12 protein-coding genes and 1 tRNA gene are annotated in these 12,370 nt (G+C 60.8%); 5 read left to right on the plus strand and 8 right to left on the minus strand.

All coding sequences use genetic code 11. The features are described 5' to 3' along the window. Positions 1-178 precede the first annotated feature (178 nt). Positions 179-2,458 (minus strand): TonB-dependent receptor, encoded by a 2,280-nt coding sequence (locus IPI01_07160; protein MBK7257571.1) that lies wholly within the window; start codon positions 2,456-2,458, stop codon positions 179-181. A 102-nt stretch (positions 2,459-2,560) separates the two neighbouring features. Next, on the minus strand, positions 2,561-2,983 hold the full coding sequence (gene arfB, locus IPI01_07165; GenBank protein ID MBK7257572.1) for an aminoacyl-tRNA hydrolase: 423 nt from the start codon (positions 2,981-2,983) through the stop codon (positions 2,561-2,563). A gap of 78 nt (positions 2,984-3,061) precedes the next feature. Between arfB and IPI01_07170 the strand changes: the two genes are divergently transcribed. The 3 genes from IPI01_07170 to IPI01_07180 all read left to right on the plus strand — a co-directional run bounded on the left by IPI01_07170 (position 3,062) and on the right by IPI01_07180 (position 5,724). After that, positions 3,062-3,313 carry a hypothetical protein gene (locus IPI01_07170; protein ID MBK7257573.1) on the plus strand — a complete coding sequence of 84 codons (252 nt, stop codon included), beginning with the start codon at positions 3,062-3,064 and terminating at the stop codon, positions 3,311-3,313. Positions 3,314-3,347: 34 nt separating this feature from the next. After that, positions 3,348-4,835, plus strand: coding sequence for an MFS transporter (locus IPI01_07175; GenBank protein MBK7257574.1), 1,488 nt, complete (start codon positions 3,348-3,350; stop codon positions 4,833-4,835). Between the two features lie 130 nt (positions 4,836-4,965). Then, on the plus strand, positions 4,966-5,724 hold the full coding sequence (locus IPI01_07180) for a hypothetical protein (protein MBK7257575.1): 759 nt from the start codon (positions 4,966-4,968) through the stop codon (positions 5,722-5,724). 6 nt (positions 5,725-5,730) lie between these two features. On the opposite strand, the gene IPI01_07185 is transcribed toward IPI01_07180, so the two are convergent. Further along, the gene (locus IPI01_07185; protein MBK7257576.1) at positions 5,731-7,857 is read right to left on the minus strand and encodes a thioredoxin domain-containing protein; all 2,127 of its coding nucleotides are present in this window, start codon (positions 7,855-7,857) and stop codon (positions 5,731-5,733) included. 109 nt (positions 7,858-7,966) lie between these two features. After that, positions 7,967-8,039, minus strand: a tRNA-Ala gene (locus IPI01_07190). A gap of 178 nt (positions 8,040-8,217) precedes the next feature. On the opposite strand from IPI01_07190, the gene IPI01_07195 reads away from it, so the two are divergent. Both IPI01_07195 and IPI01_07200 read left to right on the plus strand, forming a co-directional pair. Then, positions 8,218-8,889, plus strand: coding sequence for a DUF4013 domain-containing protein (locus IPI01_07195; protein ID MBK7257577.1), 672 nt, complete (start codon positions 8,218-8,220; stop codon positions 8,887-8,889). Beyond that, on the plus strand, positions 8,889-9,293 hold the full coding sequence (locus IPI01_07200; protein MBK7257578.1) for a hypothetical protein: 405 nt from the start codon (positions 8,889-8,891) through the stop codon (positions 9,291-9,293). The genes IPI01_07195 and IPI01_07200 overlap by 1 nt, the downstream gene beginning before the upstream one ends. On the opposite strand, the gene IPI01_07205 is transcribed toward IPI01_07200, so the two are convergent. The 4 genes from IPI01_07205 to IPI01_07220 are packed head-to-tail and all read right to left on the minus strand — an operon-like array spanning position 9,290 to position 12,370. Next, positions 9,290-10,168: an NAD(+)/NADH kinase gene (locus IPI01_07205; GenBank protein MBK7257579.1), complete on the minus strand. Its 879-nt coding sequence runs from the start codon at positions 10,166-10,168 to the stop codon at positions 9,290-9,292. The two genes, IPI01_07200 and IPI01_07205, sit on opposite strands and share 4 nt — an antisense overlap. Then, positions 10,165-10,428 (minus strand): DUF1844 domain-containing protein, encoded by a 264-nt coding sequence (locus IPI01_07210; GenBank protein MBK7257580.1) that lies wholly within the window; start codon positions 10,426-10,428, stop codon positions 10,165-10,167. The genes IPI01_07205 and IPI01_07210 overlap by 4 nt, the downstream gene beginning before the upstream one ends. After that, positions 10,428-11,195, minus strand: a complete 768-nt coding sequence (locus tag IPI01_07215) for a glycosyltransferase family 2 protein (GenBank protein ID MBK7257581.1) — start codon at positions 11,193-11,195, stop codon at positions 10,428-10,430. The genes IPI01_07210 and IPI01_07215 overlap by 1 nt, the downstream gene beginning before the upstream one ends. Next, positions 11,195-12,370 carry an O-antigen ligase family protein gene (locus tag IPI01_07220; protein ID MBK7257582.1) on the minus strand — a complete coding sequence of 392 codons (1,176 nt, stop codon included), beginning with the start codon at positions 12,368-12,370 and terminating at the stop codon, positions 11,195-11,197. The genes IPI01_07215 and IPI01_07220 overlap by 1 nt, the downstream gene beginning before the upstream one ends.

Raw genomic sequence — 12,370 nt, forward strand, 5'->3', positions numbered from 1 at the left:
AAAGCCAGAAGCCCCTCCCGGTGGTACCAGGAAGGGCTTCGTGTTCAATTCGTACGAACAGACCTTTCCATCACCCACCAGAGGATCCGGTGCGAATATGGTGATGATGGTAATGATGACCGAGGCTGTTCATGATGGCTCAGTATACAGTTTTTTCAGTTCAGAGTCAACGCCCGGCCTAGAATTCAGCGCTCACCCCGATGGAGGGGAGGATCCCGATCGAGCTGTTGTTGATCTCCACCTTCTGCTCCCGGGCGTTCCAGCGCACACTGCCGGTGTTCTTATAGTTGTAGATGTTCTGGATATCGATGTACGCGATCAGGTTCCATGCGTCAAAATTCCAGCGCCGTTCCACCCGTACATCCAGGCTATGGAGAGGATCGACGTTCCGCGCATTGTACTCGGCGACGTTCTGTGTGCCCGTTGAGGTGAAGGGTGTGTACGGACGCCCGGTGGCAAAGCGGAACTTCATGCTCCCCGACCAGTTCTCGTCGAACATATAGCCGCCCGACAGATTGACGATCACATCCTGCTCGAACGTCCCGGACCGCTCCACGCCGTCCAACGCCGTGAACCGCGAACGCGCCAGCGTCAGGCTTGCGAGCCCGTACACCGGAGAATCGGACAGCTTCTTCTGGACGAGCAATTCGATGCCGTAGGCACGCCCCTTCCCGCCACTCACGAGACGGTCCAGCCCGAACGAGGCAAAGTTGTCGTCCGACCCCTCGAAACCACCCCCCGTGTTGGCAAGCACCAGATACGGGCGGTCCACGCTTGCCGGGTAGTCAGCGTATCGTTTCAGGAAGCCTTCGACCCGGACCTTCAGGTCTGCCTGCAGGAGATGCTCCACGCCGAGAATGTACTGATCCACGGCGATCGGCTTGAGGTCGCGGTTCGCCGGATTGGAGACAAGCCAGATATAGGACGGACTCTGATAGTATCGTCCGATGCTCGCCGATGCCGAGGTGAGCGGAGTGATCTCGTAGCCGAGAGACCCCCGCGGTGCGAACGTCGCTTTCTGTTCGATGAGATCGAAATAGTCGAGGCGGCCGCCCAGCGTGAGGGTCAACCGGTCCAGCGGATGCCCGGAGGCCTGGACATACGACGACGCCTTCGTTGCACGGCTTGCGTAGTCATTCACCTGGACGTCGAGGGTATCACCGAACGTGGTGACATAGCCGGGGAGTGCCAGGTTCGAAGTGAAGTTGATATTCTTCACCGACGCCCCGGCGGACATCTCGATCGAGGAGGAGACCTTATACACGATATCGGCGCGCAGCCCGGTCTCGCCTTCCTTGGACCTGTTCATGAAGATCGGATTCAACAACGAATCACGTTGCAGGCCATCATAGGTGACAGAGGATCGGCTCAGTGTCAGCGATGCAAAGCCATGGGAGAACAGGTTGCGCCAGGAAAAGCCTGACGCATACTGCCGCTGATCGGTCCCGAGCACGCGTGAGTTCTTGAAACGGTCGTCCGCATCGCGGTCGAACCACGACACATCGTCGATCGCGCCGACGGCGAGGAACGTCACTTCATTGTGAGCGTCGATGGAATAGTTGGCCCGGCCGAGGAAATCCCAGTACTCCGGCACGAACGAGAATCCCGCCGCTTTGAAAATGAAATCCAGATAGCTCCGCCGCGCCGAGAAGAGGAACGTGCCGGAGGAGCCGACGGGTCCCTCGAGATTGAGACCGAACTGGGTCGCCGAGATCGTCGCCTTGCCTCCGAGGCGGTCCGAGCGGCCATCACGGAGCGTGATGTTGAGGACGGACGACAGGCGATCGCCGTAGCGCACCCCGAATCCGCCGGTGGAGAAGGAGGTCTCGCGCACGAAATCCAGGTTGATGAAGCTCAGCGGGCCGCCGCTCGAACCCTGGGTACCGAAGTGGTTGATGTTGGGGATCTCGATGTTGTCCACGGTGAAGAGGTTCTCCGATGGAGCGCCGCCGCGCACGACGAGGTCGTTGCGGCCGGACTGGACCTGCGCGACGCCGGGGAGGACGGAGATGGCGCGGATCACATCCTCAAAGCCGCCGGGTGAACGTCGGATCTCTTCATAGGACAGTTTCTGGATGCTCACCGGGGCGTCGGGCGATTTTTGAAAGTAGTTCGCACGGACCTCCACGCCTTCGAGTCCGATGGCGGACTCATGGAGCTCAAAGCGCAGGTCGAGCTTGCGTCCGGAGGCAACGACGACATCGCTGATGATCTCCGGCTCATAGCCGACGATGGAGGCCCGGACCTGGTAGGTACCGAACGGGATCCCGGTGATGGTGAACTTCCCTTCTTCATTCGAGGAGGCCCCGAGCGACGAACCGAGGATCTGGACTGCCGCAGAAGGGAGGGGTTCAAGGGTGGATTTATCAACCACGATCCCGGAGACAGCGCCGGTTTGGGCGGAAGCCTGGCCGGGGAAAAGGAATGCTGTGACAAGGAGAAGGAGTGTGAGTTTCATTGAAATGGTCGATTTTCGCTATTTTCGGTTAAATCGCACAAAACGAACTATCGCCATATTTAACCCCGAACAGCCGAATTTCGTTCCATGCTCATACAAAATTTAGTCCGATATGCGGCCACGGTTCCGCTTGATCTCGCCCCTCTTTTTCTTGGAACGGACACGCTCCTCTTTGGATCCACGGGAAGGCTTCGTGGCAACTCGCCTTTTCCGGGGAATGAGTGCCACGCGGATCGTCTCCGCGAGACGTGCCAATGCGGTCTCCCGGTTCTGCCACTGGCTCCGTGACTCCTGGACGACGATCTGCAGGACGCCATCATCATCCAACTTTGTGCGCAGCGCCGACCGGAGGCGATGTCGTTGCGCATCGCTGAATGCGGATGACGCGGCGAGATCGAACAGGAGCTCCACGCGGCTCTCCACCTTGTTCACATTCTGTCCGCCGGGCCCTCCGCTTCGCGCGAAGCGGAAGCGGATCTCCCGGGCGGGGATCACCACGCCCTCGCTGACCTCGAGACCGTCCACGTTCCTTGCTCTTCTGTTGTGTTCTGAGTATGTTGCAGTACAATGAACGGTATTTCCATCGCTCCCGCAAGTTCTCCCATGGCATCACACACGCAGACCTCCAACGGTTACACGATCGACCTTCAGCAGCGGACGGATATTGGCTGCGTATGGACCGTCCGGACCTACAAGAAGATCCTTGGATTCAAGCGCCTCATCAGCTCCGATTGGTTCCTGAACCGTGAGCAGGCGGACCTGTTCGCTCTGCAGCTTGCCACAGAACTCGAGCGCGGTACGGAGTTGATCAAGAAACGCCGCCCGGGATGGATCCTCCGCCGCCCGGCGCACTGACACACTTCCACTCCACCAACATAGGGAATACCGCATGGACTCTCCACGCGGACTCGGACTGCTGCGGAGCTACCCGCGCGTCTTCTGGCTCGCCAACATCATGGAACTGTTCGAGCGGGGGGCGTACTACGGGCTCAACTCGGTCCTCGCCATCTATCTCACCAACACCGTCGTTGAAGGCGGGCTCGGGTTCACCGAGCAGTCGGTCGGGTTCCTCCAGGGATTGATCTATGCCGCGACCTACATCATCCCGATCCTGGGCGGGGCGCTGGCCGACCGGTACGGATACCGCCGGATGCTCCTCGTTGCGTTCTCGTTCCTGTCCGCCGGATATTTCCTTGCGGGACAGATGTCAGGGTACGGCGCTGTCTTCGCCTCCCTGCTCCTCATGGCATCGGGTTCCGGACTCTTCAAGCCGATCATCTCGGGCACCATTGCACGGACCACGAACGAGCAGAACTCCGGCTTCGGATTCGGCATCTACTACTGGATGATCAATCTTGGCGCCTTCCTCGCACCATTGCTCGTCAGCTACCTCAAAGGATTCTCCTGGACATGGGTCTTCATGGCATCATCGCTCTATTGCGGCCTCATGCTGCTGCCCACCGTGTTCCTGTTCCGCGATCCGCCCCGTCCGGCGAACACGAGAACGATCCGCGAAGTGCTCACCGGCGCCGCCGAGGTACTCGGTGACGCGCGGTTCATGCTCATGATCTTCGTCTACTCGGGGTTCTGGATCCTGTACTTTCAGAATTTCGGTTCCGTGCTCTGGTTCCTCCGCGACTTCATCTCGCCGGCCCCGATCAATGAGTTCTTCGCTGGGATCGGGATCCCGCTCTCCTTCGATTCCGAACATGTCACGGTGATCAACGCCGGTACGATCATCCTCCTGCAGGTGCTCGTGAGCAGACTCGTGAAGAATGTCCCGCCGCTGCGTGCCATGGTGATCGGCATCGGCATCGGTGTCATGGGCTTCATCTGCCTCTCCTTCGCAACGAATGTCTGGATCTTCATCCTCGGCATCGCCGTCTTCTCCGTAGGCGAAATGACGGCGCATCCAAAGTACTACAGTTACGTGGGGCTCGTTGCACCGCAGGACCGGAAAGCCGTGTACATGGGGTACGCCTTCCTGTACGGCGTCGTGGGAAGCCTGATCGGATCCAATCTCGGCGGCATGATGTACGAGGCCATGCTCAAACCGCTCCTCGGCACCGCCGACCCGTCGGGCGACATCCGTCAGTTCTGGCTCATCTTTGCCGGACTCGGTTTCGTTGCCATGGCGGGGCTTATGCTGTACAACCGGACCTTTGCTACGGACACCCCTGAAACGCGGGCGCTGGCACGAAAGATCATGATCGGCCTCTATACGGCACTGTGCCTGATCGGCCTCTGGTTCCTGTATTCCGCGCTCTTCCGCAGCCCGTCCATCCCGTACAGGACGGTCGTCCAGGCTGCGATCATGATCCTTCTGGGCGCTGGTGGGATCACGATCTCATTCAGGAAAACTGCACGAGGAGGCTGATTTTCCGCACCTGGTGATGATCTCCTGCGCGGGGTGACACACGCGGGCTCAAATCCGGCGAAAATAAGCGGTCAACCATTGGCACCGGATTTGTCTAACGATTGCATCATCTCAGGGAGAACAGGGACGTATGAAAGGGCACACAATGAGGCACCAGTATCGATGGCTGCTGATCGCCGGGCTTTCGGCCTTGCTGATCGGAGGATGCAAGAAAGATGACGGGGCGGTAGGAACAGAGGATGCTGTGGTGCTCACGGCCGACGATGCCGCGGATACCTTCGCCAGCACCCTCGGCGGGAGCCAATCAACCGCGGGACTCACAGCGCAACTGGAAGAAGCCGCAACGATCGCCGGCGGTGGTTCCCTCGGGAAGGTTGATGCCTCAGCGGGCACGATGTGGGACACGACCATCACGCGCGTACGGGTAGGGACCTACAGTTATTCCTACTCGTTCAGGTATTCTGTCGTGCTGGCGAATGTGAACCGGCTGGACTTCGGATACACGATGAAGGGTATCTACGATACACCGCGGATGTCGTCCAACGACTCCGCCGCGGCATCATTCCAGGTGTCGAACCTGCTGACCGGCACCGCGTATAGCGTCACGGGCATCTACAACCGCTATGGCTCACAAGCGTCAAAGGTCCGGAACAAGGTGAGCTTCACGAGCACCATCACCGTGTCCACGACCGCGTTGCTGATCGACAAGAGCACGAAACGCGTCAGCGGCGGATCGGCGGCAGTGATCATCTACGGCCAGAGCAGTACCGGCAACATCTATTCGTTCAATGGTACTGTCACATTCCTCGGCAACCAGCAGGCAACGCTGGTGATCGGCAGCAAGAGCTACACCATCAACCTGGCAACGGGCGAGGCGACCGCGGCGTAGGGGCTCTTACCCGCGCAGCGCATCAAGCAGTCCACCCAGGTCATCAGCAGAAGTCACCGGAAGCCGGCAGGCGAAATCCTCACAGAGGTACGCCGCCGGCTTTCCGTCGATCAGAGGGAGATGCGCGGCGAAAGGCACCAGCCGGCCGAGTGCTTCCCTGTGGGCGTCGTCGACAAGGATCACCACGGTATCCGGCAGGAAGCGTGTCCAGTAGGCGCGCATCATTGCCCGGGTCTCGTCGTGGCCGGAGGGCCCGACGATCACCAATTGCGACCCCTTCCCTTCCATTCCCTGCAGCGTTGCGGTCATGAGCGGCATCACCGATGGCTGCTTCTCCAGCCACGGCTGGAAGGCCGTCGCAAATCCATCGGTGGCTCGCTCCCACTCGTCCCCCCCGGTGAGCGCCGCGAGGCGTACCAGGACCCGGGCAGCGACCGCATTCCCGGAAGGCTCCGCCCCATCGTGTCGTTCCTTCATCCGCACCAGCACGGAGCCGTCCGTACCATCCGTATCGAAGAACCCGCCACCCCGCTCATCGGCGAACTTCTTCAGTGCGGCCTTCCCAACCGCCACAGCATTCTCCAACCACGCGGGATCGCCCGTAGCGGCGTGCAGCTCGAGCAGTCCGTCGACGAGCCACATATGGTCGTCCAGATGGGCCGCGAACCGCGCTTCGCCATCACGCCAGCGGCGCAGGAGCGTGCCCGTGGCAGCATCATACAAACGGTCGAGGAGAAACGTCGCTGCGCGTTGCGCGGCAGTGATGTAGGCGGGTTGGTTGAGCACGGCCCCGGCACGCGCACAGGCGGCGATCATCATGCCGTTCCACGCCACGAGCACCTTGTCGTCACGCAACGGGCGCGGCCGTACCCCGCGGACCTGAAGAAGTGTCTGCCGTGCCCGCTGGAGACGCTGCACGTCATTCGGACCCTCCTCAGCTACTGACCGTCCTGCATCCTCATCGGACGCAGGACGGTAGGGGATGTTCAGGCCGGTGAATTCGTTGCCCGGATCGAACGGCACATTCCCTTCCGCCTCGATCCCATACCGTGACACGAACGGATGTGCATCGTCGCCGAGCACACGGAGGATCTCCTCCATCGACCAGAGGTAGAACGCGCCCTCACCGTGTTCCGCCGGATCGCCGGGCCTGGCGCTGTCGGCATCTTCCGCGGAGTAGAATTCCCCTTCCGGACCGGTGAGGTCGCGCAGAACGTAGCCGATCGTTTCATGCACGACGTCCGCCATGTGTGCCGAGCGCGTGATCTGATGGACCTCGAGGTAGGCAAGCGCGAGTTGCGCCTGATCGTAGAGCATCTTCTCGAAGTGGGGTACGCGCCAGGCGGCATCGACCGCGTAGCGGTGAAATCCGCCTCCGACGTGATCATACACGCCGCCCGCCGCCATCGCGTCGAGCGTTTCCGTCGCCATGGCACGTGCTTCCGTATCGCCGGTGCGGTAATGGTACCGCGTGAGAAAATGAACGACGGATGGCCGGGGGAATTTCGGCGCGCCGCCGAAGCCACCCTCGGCATGATCGAACATCCCCGCGAACTCTTCGAGGCAACGGGTTGCTGCTGCTGTAGGGTCCACAGCTGTGCCGCCATTCGCCTCCGCGACCTCTTGCAGATAGGTCACCACGGACGTGGCCGACGCTTCGATCGCCGGGCGCTCGGTGTTCCAGAGATCCGCGATCTTTCGCAGCACTTGCGGGAACCCCGCGCGGCCGTGGCGGCTCTCCGGCGGAAAGTACGTCCCTCCGTAGAACGGCGTGAGGTCAGGCGTCAGGAACATCGACATCGGCCACCCGCCATTGTGTCCCAGCGCATTCAGCGCGGCCATGTACAGACGGTCCACGTCCGGCCGCTCCTCGCGGTCCACTTTGATCGGGACGAACAGCGTGTTCAGCAGCCGTGCGATCTCCGGGTTCTCGAACGACTCGCGTTCCATGACGTGGCACCAGTGGCAGGTGGCATATCCGATCGAAAGGAAGATCGGGCGCTCCGTGGCCTTCGCCTGTGCAAACGCTTCTTCCCCCCACGGATACCAATCCACGGGGTTGTATGCGTGCTGGAGGAGATACGGGCTCTTCTCTGTGGCGAGGCGGTTGGGTGTACCGGAGGGGGCGGACATGGGAGGATGGCTTTCGGTATCGTTCGTCATGTACCCATAACAAAAAAGGGACCGGTTTCGGTCCCTCATTATCAGTTATCCATTATCCATGGATCATGGATAATTATTGTGGAGCTGAGGGGGATCGAACCCCTGACCTCGTGAATGCCATTCACGCGCTCTCCCAGCTGAGCTACAGCCCCATGGGAACATCAGTCGCACATTTGCACCGGAAGAGACGAAACAAAAGGAGCGGTCTCTTCGAAAGCACTTATAAAGATACACATCTGAAGGGAAAAATGCAACTGAAGATGCCCAATCCGGCTTGCTTTCAGCAACCCGCTTACGTATACTAAAAGAAAGGGAGCGCAGACAGACCTTATGAAAGACCTCGGCAAGGCGTTTTCCGCCTACTTCAAGGATCCCCGGTGGTTCACCAAATCCCTGATCGGCGTCCTCTGGATGTTCGCCTGCTTGCTCGGCGTGGGGATCTTCGTCCTGGCCGGGTATTTCATCCGGATCACCCAGCGGGTCATGCGGCGTGAAGAACCCACCCTCCCCGACTGGGACGACATCGGCGGCAAGATCGTGACCGGCTTCAAATTCTGCGTGGCCTATTTCGTGTACCTGATCCCCATTTTCATCCTCTTCCTCCCCGTGTTCATCATGGCCGTCGTGGCCGGCGCCACGGGTGATGAAGGCGATGCCATGCCCGTCTTCGTATCGATCTATATCTTCGCGATGACCCTCCTCATGATCCCGTACAGTCTCGCGATCAGCCTGTTCGCGCCCATCATCGCCTACCGCTTCGCGGAGCGGGAGAGCATCAGCGACGCGCTGAACGTCGGGGCGGTCATCCGCGAATTCCGCGGGAACTGGCAGAATGCGATCGTCGTGGCCATGATCACGCTCGGGATACAGTCGATCGCCTCGATCGGACTCTTCCTCCTGTTGGTCGGCATCTTCTTCACGATCTTCTACAGCTACGTGGTGTCGTCGTACCTGAGCGGGGTGTTGTACCTGTCCAAAGAATCGAAGGAGCAGATACTGTGATGAGGAGAGTCGTTCTTTGGTGTGCGGTTGCCGCGATGGCCCTCGCCTCCGGCTGCAAGGATGAGAACAACCCGATCGACGGCGATAGCCCGTCGAACATCATCTTCCCGATCTCCGGCGTGAGCTATGCGGTGCATGTGCAGCCGCTGTTCAACCAGACCTGCGCCCTCACCGGTTGCCACGGCGATGGTTCGCAGTCGAGCATCCTGCGCCTGACGAACTACGACAACCTGATGTACGGGGGTGCACTGGTGATCGTCCGCAACCAGCCCGATCAGAGCACGCTGGTCATGCGTATCGAAGGAAGGATCGGCGAACGGATGCCGTTGAACCGCAGAGCACTGAACCAGAACCAGATCAATGGGATCCGGGCCTGGATCGGTGAAGGGGCATTGAACAACTAGACCCTCCGGGCGTCTGCTCCCCAGAACAGCTTCGCCCGCAACACTTCGAAGTACGACCTATCCATCCGCTTCACCAGTCTCACGGGGAACGGTGCCTTACTGATCTCCACTTCCACCGGCGCGGTCAAGAGCCCCTCTTCCTGGCCGTCGGAGGAGAGCAACACTTCCGTGCTCATCGATTCCACGACGATGCGTATCCTGCTCGTATCCGGCACAAGGATCGGCCTGCCACTCAGGGTGTGCGGGGCGATGGGCGTGATGCCGATGACGTTACACGTCGGGATCACGATGGGGCCATTATTGGACAGGGCATAGCCCGTTGAGCCGGTCGGGGTCGAGACGATGAGACCATCGCCGCGGTAGGTCACCGCAAACGCGCCGTCGATGTGCGTGTGCACATCGATGAGGCGCGACGACCGCGCTTTGTCCACCACGATATCGTTCACGGCATGCGTCACGGCGCCCGGCACAGCCGGCACCCGTGCTTCGAGGACCAGCCGTTCCTGGATCACGTACCGCCCGGCAAGCAGGTCGTCCGTCACCGCCGGGAGCTCTTCCGGCGAGAGTTCCGCAAGGAACCCCAGCTTGCCGAGGTTCACGCCAAGGATCGGGGTCGCCCGCGCACCCACCGCGCGTGCCGCGGAGAGGATCGTGCCGTCACCGCCGAACGCGATGAGGAGTTCCCCCTCTTCGACACATTGCTGCAACGAACGACGGTGTGCGCCGGCAATGCGGCGCCCCGCGGCATCCAGCAGGTCAGCGACCCGTTCGTCGATGACGAACGAAGCGGACGATCGTTCCAAACGCTCCAGGAGAACTCCCACCGCATCCGGAACACCCCGCTTGTCGAGGTTGCCGATGATGGCGAGTTTCATGATCTCGTTTCCTCTTCATATGCCTCACGGAGTTCCGCGAGCACCTGATCGATCAGGGCCTCTTCCTGCGAGGAGAGATTCCCCATCGTCTTCGACCGGAGCATCGCGATCAGGTCGACCGTGCTGGAGGCCGCAGCAAGGTCCCTGGCCACCACGTTGGTCGCCGGATTGACCGTTCTGCCGAGCTGTTGCATCCCGACCGAGTGCAGCATGATGATGAGCTGCGAGAACAACAGGCCGAATTTCTGTGCTTCGTCCATCAAGACCTCCCTTGCCCCCGTTCGCGTGTGAGTTCCCAGAGCTTGGCGTATTTCGTGAAGACATAGGCGGACGACAGCACCGCAAGAATGAACCCTTCCAACCCGTCCAGCATCCCGAGGCGGAGGATGTACATCTTGAAGAACTGGAAGGCCGGACGAACGGTCAGGTCCCCCATGCCGCTCTTCCTGCCCGCCGCCACCATATCCTGCGCCGCCAGCGTGGTGTAGGTGTTGAACTTCTGCATGTAGTGCGCAAGGTCCGGGTCCGTGAGATGCAGCAGGTCATGCTTCGTGTGCGCGACCGTCCCTTCGAGGCGCAACTGCTCGTGCACACGGGATTCGCTGAAGGTCCCTTTGCCACGGCGGAACAGGCGTGTGACGCGCCCCGGATACCAGCCGCTGTGCCGGATCCACCGGCCGAGAAAATACGCCCGGCGTGCGATCGAGTACCCATCGATCCCGGCCGGATCATCGCGCAGGATCTGCTGGATCTCGGCCGCCAGTTCCGGGGTCACCCGCTCATCCGCATCCAGCCACAGGATCCACTCCCCCGTCGCCTTCTCCAGGGCGAAGTTGCGGGCGGCGCCATACCCCCTCCATTCGATCTCATGCACGCGCGCAGAGAAAGCCCGGGCGCGGTCGATGGTATCGTCCGTGCTTCCGGAATCGATCACGAGGATCTCATCCGCCCAGCGGACGCTCTCCAGACACGGCCCGATATTCCGGGCCTCGTTGAGGGTGAGTGTGATGACCGTGACCCTGCTCATCAGGCCTCTCCTCCTGTCCCTGCACCCGGCCCGGTACCGTTCAACCGTCCGGCAACAAGAGAAAGCGCCACCGAGATCCAGAAGAGGATCACCACTTCCTGGTCACCGAAACTCCATTCCGTCAGGCCCATCACGTGAAATCCGACGAACACACCAAGGGCACCCAGGGCGATCGAACCGCGGAACCAGTCGCTCCGGGCTTCACGATAGATCTTCCATTCCGTGATGCCGATCCGGACGAACAGAGCGTACAGCGCGATGAACCCGACAGCCCCGAGCGTCACGAGCACCTGCAGCGGTACATTGTGCAGATGGCCATGGTGTTCCGGGTTACGGACCGTGGTATACTGGTCGTAGAGTTCGCGCAGGTCGATGTCTCCCACCCCCACGACAGGATAGTGCTGGAAGATCGTCCACCCCGTCTGCCACAGGGCAATGCGCGTGGCATTCTCGGGGTGTGCCGGATCCACGATACTGGCCAGCCGCTGTTGGACGTACGGCGGCGCGAACAGGATGATGAGGACCACGATCAGCACCAGAGGAATCAGGAGCCAGCGGTTGCGCACAACGGCCATGAACAATGCCCCCGCGATCACTGCGAGATACGCACCGCGGGTCACGGTGGCATACAGGGCGATACCCAGGGGGACGAGGGCGGCAAGGCTGATCATGCGTATCTTGCGGGGCGTCCCCGGAAAGATGGCAAAGGGAAGGACCATCAGGAGCGTGATCATCATCAGCTCCGATGTTGTCATATAGAACTGGAAGATCCCCAGACGGACAACATCTTCGAAGAGGAGCTTCCCGAGTCCAATGAGCGCCACGAGCGTCGCACTCCCCGTGAGCACTACGAAAAACCGGCGGAGGTCCCGTACGGACGTGATATTGGCAACAATGGCGTAAACGATCGCGATAAGCAGCAACCGCTTCGAAAAAAGGAGCGACTGCGGGCGGTTCACCGAGAACGCCGTCGACACAAGTTCGGCAAGGACATAGGCGAGGAAGAACAGATCGTACGGCGTTGCCGGGGCCAACCAGCGGCGCTCGCCGATCATCACGCCGGCCCACGACAGCGCAAGCAGGCCGAGGGACAGCGAGTTCACCGCGATCGAGAAGTAGCAGGACGCGGCGAAGATGAGCAGGGAGCCGGTGACCATGTACCGGAGAACGCGCAT

The organism is Ignavibacteriota bacterium (genome assembly GCA_016707525.1).
In the GTDB taxonomy this organism is placed as follows: Bacteria; Bacteroidota; Ignavibacteria; order UBA10030; family UBA6906; genus JAGDMK01.